This is a genomic window from Hymenobacter roseosalivarius DSM 11622 (genome assembly GCF_900176135.1).
In the GTDB taxonomy this organism is placed as follows: Bacteria; Bacteroidota; Bacteroidia; order Cytophagales; family Hymenobacteraceae; genus Hymenobacter; species Hymenobacter roseosalivarius.
Genome location: NZ_FWWW01000044.1, coordinates 1 through 19,351 on the forward strand (window position 1 = coordinate 1; position 19,351 = coordinate 19,351).

At 58.9% G+C, this 19,351-nt stretch carries 16 protein-coding genes; 5 read left to right on the top strand and 11 right to left on the bottom strand.

The genetic code is table 11. The features are described from left to right. The first annotated feature begins 109 nt into the window (after positions 1-109). On the top strand, positions 110-784 hold the full coding sequence (locus B9A24_RS03715) for an OmpA family protein (RefSeq protein WP_084443831.1): 675 nt from the start codon (positions 110-112) through the stop codon (positions 782-784). A 96-nt stretch (positions 785-880) separates the two neighbouring features. On the opposite strand, the gene B9A24_RS03720 is transcribed toward B9A24_RS03715, so the two are convergent. Together B9A24_RS03720 and B9A24_RS03725 are read right to left on the bottom strand one after the other, a co-directional pair. Next, on the bottom strand, positions 881-2,026 hold the full coding sequence (locus B9A24_RS03720; RefSeq protein ID WP_084443832.1) for a PepSY-associated TM helix domain-containing protein: 1,146 nt from the start codon (positions 2,024-2,026) through the stop codon (positions 881-883). Between the two features lie 66 nt (positions 2,027-2,092). Further along, positions 2,093-4,546, bottom strand: coding sequence for a TonB-dependent receptor (locus tag B9A24_RS03725; RefSeq protein WP_084443877.1), 2,454 nt, complete (start codon positions 4,544-4,546; stop codon positions 2,093-2,095). A 423-nt stretch (positions 4,547-4,969) separates the two neighbouring features. On the opposite strand from B9A24_RS03725, the gene B9A24_RS03730 reads away from it, so the two are divergent. The 3 genes from B9A24_RS03730 (at position 4,970) to B9A24_RS03740 (ending at position 8,070) form a co-directional block, all read left to right on the top strand. Continuing rightward, positions 4,970-7,063 carry a prolyl oligopeptidase family serine peptidase gene (locus tag B9A24_RS03730; protein WP_234996956.1) on the top strand — a complete coding sequence of 698 codons (2,094 nt, stop codon included), beginning with the start codon at positions 4,970-4,972 and terminating at the stop codon, positions 7,061-7,063. 143 nt (positions 7,064-7,206) lie between these two features. After that, positions 7,207-7,440 carry a hypothetical protein gene (locus tag B9A24_RS03735; RefSeq protein WP_143434744.1) on the top strand — a complete coding sequence of 78 codons (234 nt, stop codon included), beginning with the start codon at positions 7,207-7,209 and terminating at the stop codon, positions 7,438-7,440. Positions 7,441-7,557: 117 nt separating this feature from the next. Next, entirely contained in the window at positions 7,558-8,070 is a 513-nt protein-coding gene (locus tag B9A24_RS03740) for a GNAT family N-acetyltransferase (protein WP_084443835.1), read from the top strand. Positions 8,071-8,158: 88 nt separating this feature from the next. Here the strand turns inward: B9A24_RS03740 and B9A24_RS03745 are convergent, their stop codons facing one another. The 9 genes from B9A24_RS03745 to B9A24_RS03785 form a co-directional block, all read right to left on the bottom strand. Then, positions 8,159-8,461 carry a DUF4286 family protein gene (locus B9A24_RS03745; RefSeq protein ID WP_084443836.1) on the bottom strand — a complete coding sequence of 101 codons (303 nt, stop codon included), beginning with the start codon at positions 8,459-8,461 and terminating at the stop codon, positions 8,159-8,161. Positions 8,462-8,519: 58 nt separating this feature from the next. Beyond that, on the bottom strand, positions 8,520-8,969 hold the full coding sequence (locus B9A24_RS03750) for a DUF6526 family protein (RefSeq protein ID WP_084443837.1): 450 nt from the start codon (positions 8,967-8,969) through the stop codon (positions 8,520-8,522). Positions 8,970-9,091: 122 nt separating this feature from the next. Continuing rightward, on the bottom strand, positions 9,092-9,478 hold the full coding sequence (locus B9A24_RS03755; protein ID WP_084443838.1) for a hypothetical protein: 387 nt from the start codon (positions 9,476-9,478) through the stop codon (positions 9,092-9,094). Between the two features lie 63 nt (positions 9,479-9,541). After that, positions 9,542-10,807, bottom strand: a complete 1,266-nt coding sequence (locus tag B9A24_RS03760; RefSeq protein WP_084443839.1) for an MFS transporter — start codon at positions 10,805-10,807, stop codon at positions 9,542-9,544. A 123-nt stretch (positions 10,808-10,930) separates the two neighbouring features. Then, positions 10,931-11,842 (bottom strand): cation diffusion facilitator family transporter, encoded by a 912-nt coding sequence (locus B9A24_RS03765; RefSeq protein WP_084443840.1) that lies wholly within the window; start codon positions 11,840-11,842, stop codon positions 10,931-10,933. A 34-nt stretch (positions 11,843-11,876) separates the two neighbouring features. After that, positions 11,877-14,324 carry a TonB-dependent receptor gene (locus B9A24_RS03770; protein WP_084443841.1) on the bottom strand — a complete coding sequence of 816 codons (2,448 nt, stop codon included), beginning with the start codon at positions 14,322-14,324 and terminating at the stop codon, positions 11,877-11,879. Between the two features lie 260 nt (positions 14,325-14,584). Continuing rightward, positions 14,585-15,148 (bottom strand): hypothetical protein, encoded by a 564-nt coding sequence (locus tag B9A24_RS03775; protein ID WP_084443842.1) that lies wholly within the window; start codon positions 15,146-15,148, stop codon positions 14,585-14,587. 75 nt (positions 15,149-15,223) lie between these two features. After that, positions 15,224-17,617, bottom strand: coding sequence for a TonB-dependent receptor (locus tag B9A24_RS03780; RefSeq protein ID WP_084443843.1), 2,394 nt, complete (start codon positions 17,615-17,617; stop codon positions 15,224-15,226). Positions 17,618-17,748: 131 nt separating this feature from the next. Continuing rightward, a complete protein-coding gene (locus B9A24_RS03785; RefSeq protein ID WP_084443844.1) occupies positions 17,749-18,093 on the bottom strand; it encodes a hypothetical protein in 345 nt (114 codons plus the stop codon). 378 nt (positions 18,094-18,471) lie between these two features. On the opposite strand from B9A24_RS03785, the gene B9A24_RS03790 reads away from it, so the two are divergent. After that, positions 18,472-18,915, top strand: coding sequence for a hypothetical protein (locus B9A24_RS03790; RefSeq protein WP_143434745.1), 444 nt, complete (start codon positions 18,472-18,474; stop codon positions 18,913-18,915). Positions 18,916-19,351 lie beyond the last annotated feature (436 nt).

Consider the following 19,351-nt stretch of genomic DNA (forward strand, 5'->3'; position numbering starts at 1 on the left):
TCCCCGGTGGGGAGGGGCTCTAGTTTTAGCTTTAATCTAAAGAGCCCCGAACGCCTTCATCTGACTCCCCCTCCCCGCTGGGAGGGGGCCGGGGGGTGGGGTCCACCGCATGCAAGACTCCCAAAACCGCTCTTCCAACGACTTTTTCTGGCCCAGCTACGTGGACCTGATGACGTCCTTGTTTGTGGTGATGCTGGTGTTGTTTGTGTACAGCTTCAAGCTGTTTAAAGACCGCGAAAATGACCTGAAAAAGGCCAATGGCGAGTTGAAGGCTAAAGCCGAGGAGCTGGAGCAAATCACCAAAATCCGGCGCTCCTTGCAGCGGCTGGAGGGCAAATACTTCCGCTATGACCCGAATCTGGAGCGCCACGAGCTGCTGGTGCCGGTACAGTTCAAGGCCGGGCAGGATGAGATTCAGGATGCCTACAAGCCAGCCTTGCTGCAAGCCGGCCGAACGCTGCGCTCAGTGCTCAAAACCATCAAAACCGAGCAGCCGGTGCGCTATCTGGTTATCGTGGAGGGCATGGCGGCCCGCTACGCCGGCAACGATGCCCGCAACCAATCCCAGGAGCAGCTTACCTACCAGCTCAGCTACCGTCGCGCCCTGAATCTGCTGAATTTCTGGAAGCAGAACGGCCTGAATTTCAGCCAGGACAGCAACATCGAGCTGATTATTGGCGGCAGCGGCTTCTACGGCACCGGCCGCTACCGGGGGGCGAAAGAGGGAAACAACAAGCGGTTCCTGATTCAGGTGATTCCGAAAGTAGGGCGCATTGGCGGGTAAGGGCGCGTCGCACGCGCCCATCGTTGTTTGGTTGTTATTCTTTACAGGTTGAATGCATACATCCGTCGTTCAACAACGGGCGCGTGCGACGCGCCCCTACAGCAGGCTGGCTTGTACCGCCTGCAAATGCCGCTTTTCCTTCTTTGGCTTGTTGCGCCGGCCCCACCACACCAGGGTGCCGGTTACGGGCAGACTAGCAGAAATCAAACTAACCAGAAAAGCCACGATTTTGCCCCCCAGGCCCAGAATCTGGCCGGTGTGGATGTCGTAGTTGGCATCTATCAGCTTCTGTCCACGGCTCTTGCTTGTGTGCGGAATGACTTTGAGCAGGCGGGCGGTAGCGGGATGGAAGTAGTATTCGTCGCGGTGGTCGTAGAAGAGGGCGCGCTGGTAGGCAATGGCGTACACGGGCTGGTCGGCGGGGCCGGGCGCGGCCAGGTGGAGCATTTCGGCGGTGGGTGAGCCACGCCGCACCTGGGCGTAGAACTGGTCGATGAGGGGGCGGCTGGCAGGGGCAGCAACTTGGGTAGGGACGCTGGGGGGTATTTTTTCGACGGGAAAGTCCTGGCCGACGTTGGTAGTCAGATACACCGCGTCGCGCACCCACTCGTAGCTCATCATCAGACCAGTGATGGCCAGTGCCAGGGCAATGCTGGCTGCGTAGAAGCCCAGTACGTTGTGCAGGTCGTAATTCACGCGCCGCCAGCGCCCGGCCCACTTGATGGTAAAGCTGCGCCGCCGATCCGTCTTGCGCCTGGGCCACCACAGGATAATGCCCGTCACGAGCATTACCACGAAGATGCTAACTCCAATGCCTACCACCCACTCGCCGATGGCGGTAGGCAGCAGCAAATACATGTGCAGATGCTGCACAATAGTGAAAAAGTCGCGCTCCAGGTTCTGGTAGTGCAGCTCCCGGCCGGTGTAGGGGTCGAAAAAAACCGCGTAAGAGCCCCCCGTTTTATCGGTGCCGTACACGATGGTGGAGCGGTCGGGGCCCATGTAAATAACCCAGCTGGCCGTTAGCTCGGGATGATGGCGCTCGGCTGCTACTTGCAGGCGCGAGGGTGGCAGGGCGGCCGTAGCGGCCGCTTCCACCTTGCGCCACGATTGCGTAGCGTCCCGAATCTCATCCTGAAACACGAAAATGGCCCCCGTCAGACTCACGACAAACACCACGAGTCCCGACGCGAGTCCGAGCCAGAGGTGGAGCTTAACGACAGCTTTTTTGAACGTGGTCATAAGCAAAATTGCGACTGACTGTCATTCCTCGTCTCTGTTTGCAGCGCAGAATACTCGGAATGACAATTAAAACTTATAGGCTACGCTGCCCACGAAGCTGCGGAGCTTCTGCGGATTCATGGTAGTATAGCCAATCCAGTACCGCTCGTTGGTCAGGTTGTCTACTTTGGCCGAAATCCGGATCTTGGGCTGGTCGTAGAAAACGGCGGCGTTCAGGACGGTGTAGGCGGGCAACACGAAAACGCTGGCCGTGGTGTTCTGGATCTTGTTGTCGCTGGCATAATTGCCCCCCAGACCCAGTCCGAAGCCTTTTAAGGCCGTTTCGGGCAGGCGGTAGCTCAGCCACAGGTTGGCCAGGTAGGGCGAGGAAGCTGTAGCTGGGCGGCGGCCCGTGTCGAGGGCGGTGGCGCGCTCCAGGCGGGAGTCGTTGTAAGTAAAACCCGCCACGGCGTTGAAGCCCTGGAAAGGGTTGGCTACCAGGTCGAACTCCAGGCCGCGGCTGCGCTGGGTACCGTCCTGGGTTTGGGCAAAGCGGGCAGCGGCTTCGGGGCGCGGGTCGGCGCGGAGCAGGTTTTGCACCCGGATATCGTAATAGCTGAGCGTGGCGGTGAGCTTGCCTTCCAGGGCGTCTACTTTCACGCCGCCTTCCCACTGGTTCGCCTGCTCCAGCTCGGCCACGCGCTGGGTGGTGCTATCAGGCAGGGCCACGTCGTAGGCTAGGTAGGAGCCGCGGTTGTTGAAGCTGTTCTGGTAGTTGGCAAACAGCGACACCTTATCCTTGATGGGCTGAAACACGACCCCGAACTTCGGCGATAAGGCCGTTTGATTGTAGACCGGCACCTCGCTGCCCACCCGGCCGCCCTGATTCTCGAAGCGGTCCACGCGCAGGGCCGCCAGCACGCTCAGGTGGTCAGTCAGGTTCAGCACTTCGGAGGCGAAGGCGCTGTAGGTGTTGATTTTGGTGGTGATGGGATAAGTGAAATCGGGCGGGCCGGCGGCGTAGAGAGCGGCCATCGTGGTGCCATTAAACTGACCGTAGTCGAAACCCGGCTGATTCAGGGGCACTACATCGAGCTGGCTGCCGAAGAAATTCTGGTTGGAATCAATGCGCAGAAAGTCCAGGCCCAGAACTACGCGGTTGCGAAGACGGCCGAGCTGGAAGTCGCCGTTAAAAAGCTGCTGCACCTCAACTACCTGCTCGTAGCTGTCGCGGGTCGATTGGTCGGCGCGAGCCAGAAAATTGCCCCCCGGCGCGGCATTGGGGTTGTTGGTTGCCACGGCATCGGGCACCAGATAGAAATAAGAGCCGAAGCCTTCGGAGAAGCTGCGGCTGGCCGAGAAATTGGTCGACGAAGTGAAGGCCGACGACAGGCGGTAATTCACCTGACCGAAGAAATTGGTGCTGCGCGAGGTTTGCTCCAGCCCGTTGCCCCTATAGGAGTTCTTATAGTCCAGGCTCAGCTCATCGGCCCGCGAAGCTCCCAGCTGGGGTGCCGGGAAGTAGAAAAAGATGATCTGCTTGCCCACGTTGCGGCCCCGGTACAGCTCGGCATCGAGGTTGATTGTGAGGCGCTCGGTGGGTCGGAATGATAAGCTGGGGGCAATAGTCAGGTTACGGTTAAAGCCCTGACCCTGGAAGTTATCCTCGTACTGATAGGCCGTGTTTAGGCGAAAAGCCAGGGTTTTGGCGGTGTTTAGTGGCGTATTCACGTCGGCACTGAGGCGGTGGAAGCCGTAGCTGCCGGCCGCCGCCGCTACTTCGCCCCCGAAGGTCTCATAGGGCTTCTTCGTGACGCGGTTGATCAGGCCACCATAGGAGGTGAGGGCGCTGCCGTAGAGCGTGGCCGACGGGCCTTTAATAATCTCGACTTTCTCCAGATTCACCGCGTCTACGTTGCCGCTCACGTTGCCGGCCAGGCCGTTGCGCAGCTGGCTCTGTACGATGTAGCCGCGGGTGTTGTAGTAGCTGCCGCCGTCGCCGGCCCGGCCGGTGGCCTCCCACATACGCTGCACGCCGGGCGCGTTGCGCAGGGCCTCGTCCACGGTAAACACCAGCTGCTCGGTCAGTAGCTCCTTGCCCACAGTATTGTACACCTGCGGGTTTTCCAGGTTTTGCAGGGGCATTTTGGCCGCGTAGTCCGACTGCTTGCGGGCAAACTTGTTTACCCTGGCCCCGCTTACCACTACCTCCTGGAGCTGTTGGGCATTCTCAGTCAGCACAAAGTCCAGCGTAGCACTTTGGCCGTCGGTCACCGTTACCATCTTCTCCGCTGGTTTCAGGCCAAGCGCCGACACTACTAAGGTATAGGTACCGGTCCGCATGCGGTCCAGCACATACTCGCCCTGACTGTTGGTGATAGTGCCCTGACCACGGTCTTTTAAGCCTACCGTTACGGCCTCGGCCGGGCTACCATCGGAAGTAGTGACGCGACCCCGAATGGCGGAAGTTTGCTGGGCTTGGGCAGTTATAACAGATCCCGCGAGACTAGCAACCAAGCTTAAAGTACGAAGAAGGGACATCAGGTATTTATTAAGAATCTTTCTAAAGAGTCCCAAAGGAACAATAAATTTGTTATTTAGAAAAATTCTTAATAGATAAATAATCGCTTGGCAGCCCCTATATGGTTCCTTCGTAAGCCTTGTTCAGTTAGGGAGAAGGCTTCATGTAGAAAGAATTCTCGCAGTTACGATTGGTATTTAAAATTCCTTCTCGACTGGTTATTAGCACTAAGGATAAGCTCGGTAGCTTTATATATTACAACAAATCATGCCGCAATATGCTATAACATATAGTTCGTCGGTTATCTTCGGCCTCTATTCCGACCCAGCTCACACCTCATGCACATCACCAAATACCCGCTGCTGGCTTTGCTGGCACTGGCAGCTTGCCGCTCAGCGGGACCAACTGCTAAATCAGCGTCAACTTATTCGGCTAACCCTCATATGGCAGCCGTTACCCCAGCCAGCTCCTCTGTGAAGTATCCCGAAACCCGCAAATCCAATCAGGTAGATGATTACCATGGCACGCCCGTAGCCGACCCTTACCGCTGGCTCGAAGACCTCGACTCGCCCGAAACAAAGGCGTGGGTGGCGGCCCAGAACAAGCTTACTTTTGGCTACTTAGAAAAGATACCGTTTCGTGACCAGATTCGGGAGCGCCTGACCGCCATCTGGAACTACGAGCGCTACGGTGTGCCGCAGGTGGAAGATGGGCAGCTGTATTTCTCCAAAAATGATGGTTTGCAGAACCAGGCGGTGCTGTACGTGCAGAAAAATGCCCCCCAGAGCGAGCCGGAAGTGTTGCTCGACCCCAATAAGTTCTCCACCGACGGCACTACCGCTCTCAGCGGTACTTATTTCTCCAACGACCACCGCTACATGGCCTACGCCACCTCGGGCGGTGGCTCCGACTGGCTGAAGGTGAGAGTGTTAGACCTGAAAACGCGGGAGCCACTCAAAGATGAGCTGGAGTGGGTGAAAGTATCGGGAGTGGCGTGGGCAAAGGATGGGTTTTACTATAGCCGCTACGCCGCGCCCAAAGCCGGCGAAAACCAGCTGGCCGGCAAAAACGAGTTTCACCAGGTATACTATCACCAGCTGGGCACGCCCCAGCAGGCAGATAAGCTAGTGTACGAAAACAAAAAAATGCCGCTGGGTTTCCGCTTCGCGGGCACCACCGAGGACGAGCGGTTTCTGGTGCTGAGCCTGACCGACGGCGTGGCCGACGGCAACCGCCTGGCCGTGCGCGACCTCACCGACGCGAAGCAGGCCGACAAATTCACTACCCTTATCAGCAGCTACGAGCACAATAACTCGGTAGTGGGCAGCGTGGGGGGCAAATTATTGGTGCTCACCAATTATCAGGCACCTCTTTACCGGCTAGTGCTCATCGACCCCAAAAAGCCGCAGCAAGCCAACTGGAAAACGGTATTGCCTGAAACCACCTATAAGCTTGATAACGTGGAGCAGGCAGGTGGCCGCCTGATTGCTACTTACCTGAAGGATGCCAGCAGCCAGGTGAAAGTGTACAGCGAATCTGGTGAGTTTCAGAATGACGTGGAGCTGCCGGCCATCGGTACGGCGGCGGGCTTTGGCGGGCGCCGCGACGCGAAGGAAGTGTACTACGCGTTCACCTCCTTTACATACCCGACCACTATTTACAAATACGACCTCGCCACCAAGCAAAGCACGGTTTTTCAGGCCCCGAAAGTGGAGGTAATGCCCGATGATTACCTCACGACGCAGGTCTTCTATAGCAGCAAAGACGGCACGAAGATTCCGATGTTTATCGTGCACAAAAAAGGGCTGAAGCTGGACGGCAAGAATCCCACTTACCTTTATGCTTACGGCGGCTTCGACATTTCCCTGACGCCTTCCTTTAGCGTAGCGCGCATGCTATGGCTGGAGAATGGTGGCGTGCTGGCCGTGGCCAACCTGCGGGGCGGCGGCGAGTATGGCGAGGCCTGGCACAAAGCCGGCATGACGCCGAACAAGCAAAACGTATTCGACGACTTTATTGCTGCCGCCGAGTATTTGTCGGTACAGAGCTACACGTCGCCCAAGCACCTGGCTATCGCGGGCGGCTCGAATGGCGGCTTGCTGGTGGGTGCCACCATGATTCAGCGGCCCGATGTGGCGCGCGTGGCCTTGCCGGCCGTAGGCGTGATGGATATGCTGCGCTACCAGAAGTTTACCATCGGCTGGAACTGGGCTCCCGAGTACGGCACTTCCGACAATTACGCGCAGTTTCAGAACCTCTACAGCTTCTCGCCGCTGCACACGTTGAAGCAAGGCGCCGACTATCCGGCCACCATGATTACCACTGCCGACCACGACGACCGGGTGGTACCGGCTCACTCATTTAAGTTTGCCGCCGCGTTGCAAGAAAAAGCTGGTGGTGCCAACCCGCAGCTTATCCGCGTAGACGTGAATGCGGGCCACGGCGCGGGCAAGAGCACTAAGCTGCAAATTCAGGAATGGGCCGATGTGTGGGCCTTCACCTACTACAGCATGGGCCTGAATCCCTACGGAAAATAAGCGCGAAAAAGCCCCCCAGCGGTTCAGCTTACCAGCAATGTGAGAAGAAATAGCCACTGGGGGCTTTTTTCCGTACTAACCTTTCGCGGGTCGCTTTGTATCTTGCGGCCCGAAACCCAATTGCCCGCCTTATTCGGCTGTTTATGAAGAAAACGCTTGTGCTCGGTCTGTTGGCCGGGGCTTCCCTGACCCTATCCGTGACCTCATGCAAGAATCCGGATTATAAAAACATGGATGAGAATGTGGTTGTAAAGCCCCTGCCGCCCATCCCCGCCGCTGCCGACACCACCGGCGGCAAGCCCGACCCCAACGTGCCCCGCGAAATAAACGCCGTCAACGCCACGGAGGATATCAAGAATATGCAGCCTCAGATGTAGGCTCAATGAGTAATTAAGAATGAAAGATGAGCAATGGTCGAAAGCCGTTGCTCATCTTTGTTTTAACTCGCCTGCGTTGCTCATTATTAATTGCTCACTGTTAATTACTCATTGCCCATGAACATCCGCCGCGGCACCCGCGCCGATTTGCCCCAAGTGCTGTCTCTTATTCAGGAACTGGCCGTGTACGAGCGCGCCCCCCACGAAGTGACTAACACCTTGGCCGACATGGAACGTGACGGCTTCGGCCCCGACCCCATTTTCAAGTTTTTCGTGGCCGAAAAAGCCCCCCAACATATCGTGGGGCTGGCTTTATATTACACCGCCTACTCTACCTGGAAAGGCCGGATGCTGTTTCTTGAAGACCTAGTCGTGACGGAAGCAGTCCGCGGTACGGGCCTCGGCAAGCTGCTCTTCGACGCGGTAGTGGCCGAGGCACGGGCCACCGGCGCGCACCGCATGAAATGGCAGGTGCTGGAGTGGAATGAGCCCGCCATCGGCTTCTACAAGAAGATTGGGGCCAACCTCGATCCGGAATGGTACAACGGCAACCTCAGCGCCGAGCAGCTGCAAACTTATGCCTGCGCGCCTGCCGCGGAAGCCGCCGTAGCAAATGCCCCCCATAGCTAGTTAGAAAGTATAGTTATCTCTAACACTACAAAAAGAGCCGTTCCTGACCAGGAACGGCTCTTTTTGTAGTGTTTCCACTGCGAGCAACTTATTCCACCACCTCCAGTACCGTACGAAAGGAGACGTACTGACCAGGAAAGCGGATTTCGAGGTCGGTGCGCAGGCCGGGCGCGCATACGCGCTGGTATTCTTCCAACTGTTCCAGGCTGGTACAGTAGTATTGAGCTGCGTATGTGATACCGCCTTCTTCCTCATCGAGCAGCCGACAGAGCTGACTGCGGATGAAAAAACCAGTGGCCATCACCTCCGGCATATGGGTTTCGCGCATAAAAACCAGCCATTCGTCCGCTATTTCTGGCTCGATGCTGCTTGTTACGTTGTAAAGAATCATGATGTAAACGTTTGATTATTAAATGGTCAGGCAGCCATTTGATTGGTGCAAGCTGTCCTCACACCCGCATAGGGTCGAAGTAAAACTCTTGGATACGAGCCTGAATGGTTTTGGGGGGCAAATTTTCGCTGACAGTAGCTTGCACCAAGCTCGCTAGTTCGGCATCACCGGCAAAACGCAGCGACAAGATTTGCTTCAGCGAAAGCTGGTCTTCCAGCGGCCGCAGGCTCTGGCCCGTGATTTCAAAGTAGCGCTGCCGCACCTCCAGCCGAATCAGGCGGTCCTGCAAGGTAAGGGCATAATGCTGACGCAGCATGACCAGTACTCCCAAGCCAATAACCGCGAGGGCCATGATGGAAAACCAGATGCGCGAAAGGTCTGAGTCGTCGCCGGCCGCCGCCGCGTAGCGCCGACCGGTGTAAAAGGCCATGAGTAGAGCAGCTGGCAGCAGTACTAGATGGTGCAGCGGGTAATAGCGAGCCGTGTTTTTGGTTGGTAGATGGGGCATTGAGCAAGAGCAAAGAGGGATAGTATAAGCATAAAAAACTCCAGCCAGTGGGCTGGAGTTTTAGAATTGCTGCATTTAAACTGTCTATGTGATGCGACGGCCTAGCATCAGGATTCAACTGACTATGAGCGTTTGCGCTCCGCTCTCAGACGAAGCTTTTCAGCCTTGAGCTCTGCCTGCCGGGCTTTTTCGCGTTGCTTGGTCGCTTTTAGATCCAGTTCCTGGCTATCTATCTGCTTTTTCTGTTCCCGTCGGGCAGCATCCATCTCGTTCTCCTGCCGGTTCATCTCCTTTTTCTGCTTGCGCATGCCGTCGCGCTGGTCATCAATGGCACTGGCAGTCTTATCGCGCTCCTTGCGCTGTTCCTTCAGCGCCTGCTCGTTATTTTTTAGCGCTTCCTGCTGTTGCTGAATCCGCAGCTGAGTGGAATCAACGGGGGTTTGGGCCTGGGCCGGCTGGCTCAGCAGCGCAACGCCTATGAGGGCCATCACGCCAAGTATCTTTTTCATAAAAATTAGGCTTAGTATCGTTTAGCCTGAAACGTGCCATTGAAGCTTAATGTTCTTGCTATTTTAGGAAACTTCCAGATAATCAAGGTCTTTACCGTAGCTCTCGGGTAGGGTGCTTACGCTCCAAAAGGCAATCAGCAATGATACCACCCCCAGCACAGTCGCACTTCCGATAAGGCCCAATGGGCCAGTCAATAATTGAAATGAGGGGGCAAGGATTATCACGGAGCCGCGGGCGAAATTGGGAGCTGTAGTAGCTACCGTGGCGCGCAGATTGGTGCCAAACTGCTCGGCCGCCACTGTCACGAAAAGGGCCCAAAAACCCACTGATAAGCCCAACACGAAGCACACGGTGTAAAACGTAGTCGTGCTGGCCCCGCGCAGGCCGAACAGGTAGACGCCGACCATCAGGCCGCAGAAAACCAGGAATACCTGAAGCGCGCGGTTGCGGCTACGCCAAATCTGGCTGAGGGCGCCGCTGGCAAAATCGCCAAAAACGAGCCCGAAATAGCACCAGAACACTGCCAGACCCGCCGTTACTTCGCCCTGCACGCCCAACTCCCGACCAAATTCCGGGGCCAGTGTTATCAGAATGCCTACCACAAACCACAATGGCACGCCAATAAGCAGGCACTTGATGTATTTAGCCAGGCGCGGGCCGTTGGTGAATAAGTCCAGGAACCTGCCGCGCACGGCTTCACTGCGCTTGGCCTGCTCAAACATGCCTGATTCGTAGACGCTTACGCGCAGCAACAGCAAAGCCAGCCCGAGTCCGCCTCCGATAAAATAAGCGTTGCGCCAACCAAATCGCTCGCCCACCCAGTACGCCAGCATAGCCCCGGACACGCCCACCGTGGCCACGATCATGGTGCCGTAGCCGCGTTTTTCCTTGGGCAGGCTTTCGGCTACCAGCGTGATACCAGCGCCGAGTTCACCGGCCAAACCGACGCCCGCAATGAGCCGCAGCCAGGCATACTGATCAATGGTCTGCACGAAGCCATTGGCGATGTTGGCCAGCGAGTACAACAGAATTGAGCCGAACAACACCGAAATCCGCCCGCGCTTGTCGCCCAGAATTCCCCACAAAATGCCCCCCAGCAGCATCCCGCCCATCTGCATATTAATCAGGTAGAGGCCCTGGCTGGTGACGGCAGCTTTGTCGGTTACGCCCAGCGCATTCAGGCTTTGCACGCGCACGATGCTGAACAGAATCAGGTCATAAATATCCACGAAGTAGCCCAGGGCCGCCACAATTACCACGGCGCTGAATACGGAGGCGTTTTTATTGCTGGAGGATAAAACAGGATTGGGCGCGGCGGGCTGACTCATATAGAAGGGGATGCTGGGTGCGGGCTTACTACCGGTGAATGTAGCGCGAACTTTCAGTTCGCGTATCGTTGAGCGATTAGCTGGGGGGCATTTTTGTAAAAGATTGCGAGCCGCGGCCTAGCGCTACTCCTCGCAGCCGCCGTGGCCCCCGGCTACGGGCACCGTGTCTTCTACCTGCACGGTGCAGTGGCTGATACTGAACTCCGCTTGTAAAGCCGCCTGCAAGGCCTGCAAAAAGGCGTTGTCGGCCCCACCGGGGCGCACGAGGTGGGCGGTGAGGGCAGTGTCGCGGGTGCTCAGGGGCCACACATGCAGGTCGTGGACTTGCGTGACGCCGGGGCGGGCGAGCAAAAACTGACGCACAGCGGCTATATCGATGCCGGGTGGCACGGCTTGCAGGCTGAGCTGCACGGTTTCGCGCAGTAGGCCCCAGGAGCTGTAGGCAATCAGACCCAGAATCCCGAAGCTAATCAGCGCATCGAGCCGCAGCCAGCCCGTCCAGAGCACCAGGCCGCCGCCCACCACTACGCCCGCCGACACCAGCGCGTCAGTGAGCATATGCAGGTAAGCGCCGCGCACGTTTACGTCGCCCTGCTGCCCGCTGCGAAACAGCCAGGCCGTGAAGCCATTGATCAGAATGCCAATGCCGGCCAGCAGCATCACAATGCGCCCATCGACGGGTGTGGGATGGAGCAGGTGGTCGATGGCATCCCAGAGAATAATGCCCAGCGCGGCGTACAGTAAAGCCGCATTGAGCAGCGCCGCTTGAATGGTCGCGCTTTTCAGGCCATAGGTGTAGCGCTCGGAGGCAGGCTGCCGAGCCAGGCGGGTGGCACCCCAGGCCAGGGCTAGACTAAGCACATCGCTCAGGTTGTGGCCCGCGTCGGAGAGCAGGGCCGAAGAGTTGGCCCACAGCCCGCCCGCCGCCTCTATTGCCACGAAGGCCAGATTCAGCGCGATGCCCAGGGCAAAGGCCCGGCCGTAATTGCCGTCGGCGGGGCCATGCTGGTGGTCGTGGCTGTGGTTGTGGGCCATGGGTTGATTGTTTATTCAGCGTGACGTGCTGGAGCTACTTAAACGCTAGCGGCACCAGCAGCTTTACGCTCACATTGCGGCCCATGTTAAAGACGCCATTGCGGCCGTTGGCGGGGTTGAAGGCCGCGTATTTCAGGCGGCTCAGATGGCTCTGGTAGCCCACGTCGAAGAGATTGGTGCCGGTTAAGTAGATCGAAAACAGCGTTTTGGCCCGCTGGTTCACTACGTCGGCCCCGAGGCCGGCGTTTATCAGCGTGTAGCCGGGCGTGCGGGTCTCGGTGCTAAAAGCCGAGAAAAAGCGGCCTTGGGCGAAGGTGTGCTCCAGGCCGGCGCGGGCGTAGAGGTTGGCCAGATGAGTGCCCGCTTTGCGGAAGTTCACGCGCACCTCCGATTGCAGGCGGTCGGCGGGGATAAAGGGCAGGAAGCGCAGGCTGTCGGGCTGGTTGAGCTCGGTGGCGCGCACCATCGAGAAGCTGTTCTCGAAGTGCAGCCAGTCGAGCGGGTGGGGGTGAATATCCACGCTGATTTCGCCCCCCAGCAGGCGGGCGTCGCCCTGACCGTACACGAAAACCGGGTCGCCCGCGGCCGAAAGCGAGTCGGGGCCGGCGGCGGCGGCTAGGCGGCGCGGGAAGATGTAGTTCTGGATGCGGTTGCGAAAGGCATCGGCCCGCAGGCTGACGTGCTGGGTTTCGTAGCTGGCCCCCGCATCAAGCTGAAAGCTGGTTTCGGCCTTCAGGCGCGGGTCGCCGATTTCGTAGCGAATCGTGCCTTCGTGAATGCCGTTGGAGCCCAGCTCGGCAATGTTGGGTGCCCGGAAGCCCCGCGCCGCGTTGGCCTTGAGCACGAGCTTTTCGCTGGCCGAAAAAGCCCCCCCGACGCTGCCCGACACATTGCGGAAGGTACTCACGAAGCCCGGAAACTTCTCCTCGCCCCGCGGGGCCGGCACGGGCCGCTCCTGGGCATCCAGATACAGATTATCGGCCTGGATACGGCGCAGATCGTAGCGCAGGCCGCCGCTGAGGTCGAGCGGGCCGAAGGTCTTTTTGGTAACGGCGAACACGCCCCCGTCGAGCAGGCGGTAGGCCGGAATCAGGAACTCGACCCCCTTGTTTACGTTGCGCTGCTGCATTCCGCTGGTGCCGAGGGTGGTGTTCCAGCCCTGCATTTCGGGCAAAAAGTAGCGCAGGGTGTAGTCCAGGGTGCGGAGCTGAAAAAACAGCGACTCCTCATTGAAGTCGGCGGGGTTGCCGAACTCGCGGCGCAGGTTCTGCTGCCAGCTTACGTTCAGGGTGAGGCGACTTTGATTGAAAATGAAGTTGTTTTCGGTGCCGATGCGCAGGTGATTGATCTGTTGGCGGGGCACTTGCAGCGCGTAGGTGCGCAGGTCGTCGGCGCTCTGCGGCTCGCCGGTTATCTCCCCGGAATTGCCCCTGACCACCGGCTTCAGAAACTGCCCCGTGACGGTGTCCCGGTCGCCTTCCACCAGGCCCACCCGCTGATTGAAGGTGCTGAGTGTGAGGTGGGAGTAGCCCCAGCTTTTGTTCAGGCCCACGTAGCCGTTGCCGTTCAGCTCGCGGAAGCCGGAGTTGAAGACGCGGCCGTCGTAGGGGTTTTGGTAGTTGCCGGCTAATTTGCCGCTATTGCGGGCCAGCCAGTTCAGGCCGTTCAAATTGCCGGCATTCATCGCGGAATAGCCCAGTAGTCCGTTGTTGGTCTGATAGTTAGTGGCTACGGAGCCGATGATTTTGCCTTCCTCCACCGGGTCGGGGGCCAGAAAGTTGACCACGCCAGCCAGGCCGTCGGAGCCGTAGAGCAGACTGCCGGGGCCTTTGATAATCTCGGCCCGGTCGATGGCCGCCTCGTCAATTTCGATGCCGTGCTCGTCGCCCCACTGCTGGCCTTCCTGGCGGGTGCCGTTGTTCAGCGTTATCACCCGATTGGCCCCCAACCCCCGGATAAGGGGCTTGCTGATGCCCACGCCGGTCGTGATCTGGGCCAGGCCGGGGGTGTGGGCAATGGCGTCAATGACGTTGGTAGAAGCGGTCTGGTTAAGCTGGGCCCGGTCCACGACGGTGGTCGGGATGGGGGAGCGGCGCATCTCGGTGCTGGCCGACACGCCCGTGACCACCACCTGCCCGATTTCGGTGGCCGCCGGGCTGAGCGCCACCTCCAGAGGCTGGCCGCTGCCCGTGTCCACGGTGCGGGCCACGGTGGTGTAGCCCAGGCTGCGCACCTGCATCAAAAAACGCCCCCTGGGCAGATTGGTGAAGCGAAACGTACCATCCGCGCCCGTCGCCGTGACCTGGCGCAGGTCGGGAAAAAGCACGGTAGCGGCCGGCACGGCCTCGCCGGTAGCCTGATCCACCACGTGCCCGGTGACCGGCGCGGCCACCGGCCGACCCGCAACGGGGGACGCTGGATTTTGGGCCAGAATGCCCCCCGACGCTGCCAGCAGCCCCGCCATTAGTACTATATGCTTCATAAAGTTGAATTCAGGGGGCAAGGTAACACCAAGCGCTGGCTTGGGGAATCGTTGGGTTCGTTACTTATAGCGCGAACTTTTAGTTCGCGTTTCGTCGCGCGACATAACAACAGCCGCGACGATTCACCAAGCCAGCGCTTGGTGTTACAAAAAGAAAACACCGGCCAATGGCCGGTGCCTTCCCCAGATTCTCCAAAACCAAACCGGAGAAAAAAAGCAGGAAACCGGTTGCAGCCGGCCCCCCTATGCCTGACATAAGCTTAGCGCACGACGGTTGGGAAGTTCACGTCCACGTCGGTGTCGCCGGGTGTGGGAGTGCCATCCTTGCCCTCGGGCTGGTGGCGCAGCACCACGCGCAGGCTGCCGGTGGTGCCGGTCGCGTTGGCAGCCCCGGTTACTACCCGCGTCTGGAGGCCCACAGGCAGGTTTTTCTCGTCGCGGTCGGTGATGGTGACGGTCACGTTGGTGCCGGTGGGCGTGAACACGAAGAGGTGCTCATCGCTCTCATCCTCGATTTCCTCGGTGATGTTTTCGGGGGGCGTTTTCGTCTCGTCGAGCAAAGTCAGGCGGCCGGTGTAGGTGGTGTTGGGAGCCAGCGTGAGCGTGCCGATGGTGGGCGCGGCGGCCCCGTCTCCGTCCGGGTCGCGGTACTCCACAGTCACGGCATTGCCGCCGGTCGTGGGCGTCAGCACGTAGCGCACGGTGGTGATCTGCTCGTTGTCGTCGCCGGGCTCCGGGTCGCTGTCTTTGCTACAGGAGGCGACGAAGAAAGGGGCAGCCACCAGCAGGCCCAGTAGGGATTTTTTGAACAGTACGTCTTTCATGTTTTTAGAAATTAGTGGTTAGAAATGAAAAATTAGAAGTGAGTACAGCGACGGGAGAGGGGGGAAGCAGGGGCTTCAGGGGGCTTTTTTGGTAAACTCCAGGGGCACGCGCAGGCGCAGGGTTACATTGCGGCCCATTTCGGTGGTGAAGTAGCGGAAGCGGTTGAGGTAGTCGCGGTAGGTCTGGTTGAGTAGATTGGCGCCGGCCAGACTCACGTCCAGCGGCAGGCGTCCCACCTGCACCGTCGTCCCGATTTCGGCCCCCAGCAGCACGTAGCCGGTGGGCGGCAGGGCGTAGTCAAGCACCTCCGTAGGGATGCGCGTCTGGCGGGCCACGCCATAGGCCCCGATCTGGGCGAAGCGCCGCGTGAAGCGGCCCGCCGTGGGCTCGTGCCAGTCGTGGCGCAAGCTCAGCTCGGCCCGGTCGGCGGGGGTGAAGATGAGGTAGTCGTTCAGGCGCTGGTCGCGAGCGCGCACCACGGCCGCCTTGCCCACCAGCTGCCACTGCGGGCTCAGCGTGTAGGTGCCGGCCACATCCACGCCTTGGTACATGGCATCGGTTTGCTGAAACAGAAACGTAGCCACCACGCCCCGGATATTAAGCGGGGGCGGCAGCACCGGCACCTGGTAGATGTATTTCTGAATATAGGTCTGGTACACGCTCACCTCGCCGTTGAAGCGCGGATTGTTGTGCCAGGTGGCCGTCAGGCCGGCGTGCAAGGCCGTTTCCGGGCTGAGAGGCGGCACGCCGTCAGGCCGGTTCAGGTCGAAGCCGATGTCGAAGCGGCCATTATGCACGCCGTCGCTGAAGCGCTCGTTGGCGGCCGGAGCGCGGCGCGTGAGACTGCCGGTGGCGCTCAGGGTCAGGTGCCGGCTGGCGTCAAAAATGCCCCCCAGCGAGGCGGCCGGCGTGGTATACTGGAAGCGGTCGGTGGCCACGAAGAAGTTGCCGGAGTTGCCGATGGCGCGACGGGTTTCCAGGTCGCGGCGGTCGAGGCGCAGGCCGGCCTCGAGCTGCCACTGCTTGCTGTGCCAGCGCTCAATCAGAAAAACGCCCCCCACCTTATTGGTATAGAAGGGAATGAAGGGGCGGCCGTCGTAGCGGTTGTTCTGGTAGGTGCCGCTCAGGCCCACGCTGCCCGTGAGCTTGCCCAGGGGCTTATGCTCCCAGACCAAATCGGCGGTAGTCGTACGGTTGGTGTAGCTCAGCTCGGGGCGGTTGAGGCGGGCGCGGTTGTCGTTGCGGGGACGGTAGCGGTCGTATTCGTCGCGCACGTCGGTCTGGTGAGCCAGGGTGGTAGTAAGCCGGCCGGCCGTGCCCGTACGCACGAAGCCCGAGAGCTTCAATAGGTCGTGGCGCACCTGCTGAAATGGTCGGCCGATAGCGTAGCTGAAATTCTGGGGCACCAGCGGCCGGCCCCGGCCCACGGCCAGGTCAAAGTCGGACTGGTTGCCCAGGTGCGAATCGGGCAGAATACCCAGCTTGGTGTTGAACTGACTAAAGAAAATCTCCCCGCCATACGTGTCTTTGCGCCAGCCCAGGGCCCCGGAAAAGTCGTACTCCGCGAAGGAGGAGTTGGGAATGACGTAGTCGGGCGTACGGGCCGTGCCGGCCCGCTTGGCCGTACCCTGCACCCGCCAGCTTAGGGCCGGCAGCCGGCGCATATTACCTTCTACCAGCCCCGAAAAGGCCCCCAGACCATTGTTGCTCATGCCCACCAGATGCAGCTCGGCGCCCGTGCCCACGGAGTCGCGCAGGAGGCGGGGTTCCACCAGCACCACGCCCCCAATGGCGTCGGAGCCGTAGCGCACGCTGGCCGCACCCTTCACCACCGTGAGGCGGGAGGCAATGAAAGGGTCGATTTCGGGGCCGTGCTCCTGGCCCCACTGCTGCCCTTCCTGACGCACGCCGTTGTTGAGAATCGTCACGCGGTTGGAGTGTAAGCCGTGAATGAGCGGTTTGAATATGCTGGGGCCAGTCTGGATGGCCGTCACGCCGCTGATCTTTTGCAGCGCTTCGCCCAGGCTCTGCCCACGGGTTTGCTGCAGGTCGCGGCCCGCGATGGTGCCCGTAGCCTGGGGTAATTGCTCGGCCACGCGGGTGCCCCGCACCACCGCCCCGCGCAGGGCCACCGCCACCGGGTGCAGCCTGATATCGTGCACCACCGACCCCGCCATGCGCACCTCCAGTGTCTCGGACTCGTAGCCCAAAAAGCTGACTTGCAGGCGGCTAACTCCAGCACACAGCTGGAAATGGTAGTAGCCGTCTACGTTCGTAATGACGGCTTCCCGGGTGTCGAGCAGGAGTACGGTAGCCCCCGGCAGGGCCTGGCGCGACTCATGGTCAATCACGCGTCCGCTCAGCGAGAGCGTACAGGCCGGTTGGGCCTGCCCGGCGCGCGGGCCGCCGAGCAGCCAAATCCACAGCAGCGCCAGCAGCCCCAGGCGGCTTGGCAATAAAAAAAGCATACAAAGGGAAGACCGGGGTGAACTGAACCGGCAGCCGCGCCCGTGCCTTCAGGCCTCCCGCGGGGGCCAGCAAACGGGCAGATTTGCCCCCAGGGGGCAAAATCAATATAATCGCGGCTGATTAAAGGCGGTTAGGCTTGGCCGGGCGGGCCGCGCAGGTACGCGGCGTGGGGGGCGCGGTGCGCGCCGCCCAAAATGCCCCCCACAGCCTCCGTCCGGGCATAGACTACCGCGAACGGCAGCTCAAGGGGCGGAGTAGGCTGGAAGGGAACGTGGTAAAAATGATCCGTCTGGCAGTGCTGGTGCCTGGCCGTGAGTAGGGCTTTGGCCTGCTTCTTATCCTGGCGCGTGGCCTGGGCGGGCTCCTCCAGCGTGTGCTGGTGCTGGTGCAGGCCCAGTACCCACGCGTCGGGCAGCAGCACCCGCGTAAAGCAGAGCAGCAACAGGAAAGCCAGACGGGAGCGCAGGGTCCGCATTTGCAACAATGTGTCAGAACTGATTGGGCAAAAGTACGCGGAAAACGACAAGTAGTTGCTTCACTACTCTCCATTTATCTAAAGAGTGTTGATTTTGCGGAGGGTTAAATCATGCATCTGAAGCCGGTTCCTATCAGGCATCGGCGAGCAGTATCATAGTAGTATTATTAAATTAATTGAGGAATTAATAACTGAACCTGCTTCTTGTATAGCGGTAGCTTTTTTGCTTGCAAAGAGATAAGAGAAATTTATTTATGGCTTAAAATTATTCATAATGGATATTCGGCATTATTTTATAAATAAGTGGCAAGTAATTCGCTACTACTAGCTACTACTCTGTTTTAGTATTTTAAAAAGCTTTGCGCTTTTCGTTTCAGGATGATACTTGCTCAAATCGATTGTCTGCGAGTGCAGTACGATGAATCTTTAGGCCTGCTACGTTATCAGTGGTGCGGTGGCAACCAACTGCATAGCTTCACCCAAGCAATGACGTATCTGGCCGACCTAGTAGAAAATCATCAGATTGAGCGAGTACTCGTGGATATGAACGGTTTACCCAACCTGAATATAAAAGAGCAGATTTGGGTGGGCGTGCACTGGTTTCCGCGGGTAACCTCCCAAGTGGTACGGCAGGTAGCTGTGGTGGTGCCGTCCGTTGCTACCTACAATCTAATGGTTGTAGAAAGTATTCTGGGCCTCGGCAGCCACCTTACCCGTTTCGAAGTGCAGTTTTTTGCTGACCCCGCCACAGCGCTGGATTGGCTCACCGCTTCCCCCATTCATATGCTGGCCCTGACAGCCGAATGGCAATCGGCCTCTTAAAAAGCCTCGGTCTCCGGTTGTCGCACCGGAAAAAGCAAAAGCATAATCTACGGACAACATGCAGGTCACAACAACTGCTGACCTTTATAGTATAAAGCTTTACACCCCCACCCAATTTTTGCCCACGCTATGAAAACCTTGTCAGCTCGCTTATTACGCCGTGTTGTGGCTGCTCTCCGTTCTGCCTCCAAAAAGCCAACATCGGGTAGCGCCGAGGCGTTGTTTGTCTAATCGACCTGCCGCTGGAGCACGTCGTTTCTGAATATACGATTAAAAGCAAAAAGGGCGGCTGGATTCAGCTGCCCTTTTTGCTGCCCCTAGGGGCTGTTATTCAACTCCACCATTGGTTATAGTCTCCAATAACGATGTGCCCTTAAGTGCTGCTTCGTGCTCTTTGCCACTTTTAATTTCAGTAAAAAAAGTCGCGGCAATAAGG

What these genes read in the sequence shown, in the direction of transcription:
- B9A24_RS03755 (WP_084443838.1), bottom strand. Translation starts at nt 9,478, where the DNA reads ATGAAAAAGATACTTGGCGTGATGGCCCTCATAGGCGTTGCGCTGCTG.
- B9A24_RS03735 (WP_143434744.1), top strand. Translation starts at nt 7,207, where the DNA reads ATGAAGAAAACGCTTGTGCTCGGTCTGTTGGCCGGGGCTTCCCTGACC.
- B9A24_RS03725 (WP_084443877.1), bottom strand. Translation starts at nt 4,546, where the DNA reads ATGTCCCTTCTTCGTACTTTAAGCTTGGTTGCTAGTCTCGCGGGATCT.
- B9A24_RS03770 (WP_084443841.1), bottom strand. Translation starts at nt 14,324, where the DNA reads ATGAAGCATATAGTACTAATGGCGGGGCTGCTGGCAGCGTCGGGGGGC.
- B9A24_RS03750 (WP_084443837.1), bottom strand. Translation starts at nt 8,969, where the DNA reads ATGCCCCATCTACCAACCAAAAACACGGCTCGCTATTACCCGCTGCAC.
- B9A24_RS03740 (WP_084443835.1), top strand. Translation starts at nt 7,558, where the DNA reads ATGAACATCCGCCGCGGCACCCGCGCCGATTTGCCCCAAGTGCTGTCT.
- B9A24_RS03745 (WP_084443836.1), bottom strand. Translation starts at nt 8,461, where the DNA reads ATGATTCTTTACAACGTAACAAGCAGCATCGAGCCAGAAATAGCGGAC.
- B9A24_RS03785 (WP_084443844.1), bottom strand. Translation starts at nt 18,093, where the DNA reads ATGCGGACCCTGCGCTCCCGTCTGGCTTTCCTGTTGCTGCTCTGCTTT.
- B9A24_RS03790 (WP_143434745.1), top strand. Translation starts at nt 18,472, where the DNA reads ATGATACTTGCTCAAATCGATTGTCTGCGAGTGCAGTACGATGAATCT.
- B9A24_RS03765 (WP_084443840.1), bottom strand. Translation starts at nt 11,842, where the DNA reads ATGGCCCACAACCACAGCCACGACCACCAGCATGGCCCCGCCGACGGC.
- B9A24_RS03775 (WP_084443842.1), bottom strand. Translation starts at nt 15,148, where the DNA reads ATGAAAGACGTACTGTTCAAAAAATCCCTACTGGGCCTGCTGGTGGCT.
- B9A24_RS03720 (WP_084443832.1), bottom strand. Translation starts at nt 2,026, where the DNA reads ATGACCACGTTCAAAAAAGCTGTCGTTAAGCTCCACCTCTGGCTCGGA.
- B9A24_RS03730 (WP_234996956.1), top strand. Translation starts at nt 4,970, where the DNA reads ATGGCAGCCGTTACCCCAGCCAGCTCCTCTGTGAAGTATCCCGAAACC.
- B9A24_RS03760 (WP_084443839.1), bottom strand. Translation starts at nt 10,807, where the DNA reads ATGAGTCAGCCCGCCGCGCCCAATCCTGTTTTATCCTCCAGCAATAAA.
- B9A24_RS03780 (WP_084443843.1), bottom strand. Translation starts at nt 17,617, where the DNA reads ATGCTTTTTTTATTGCCAAGCCGCCTGGGGCTGCTGGCGCTGCTGTGG.
- B9A24_RS03715 (WP_084443831.1), top strand. Translation starts at nt 110, where the DNA reads ATGCAAGACTCCCAAAACCGCTCTTCCAACGACTTTTTCTGGCCCAGC.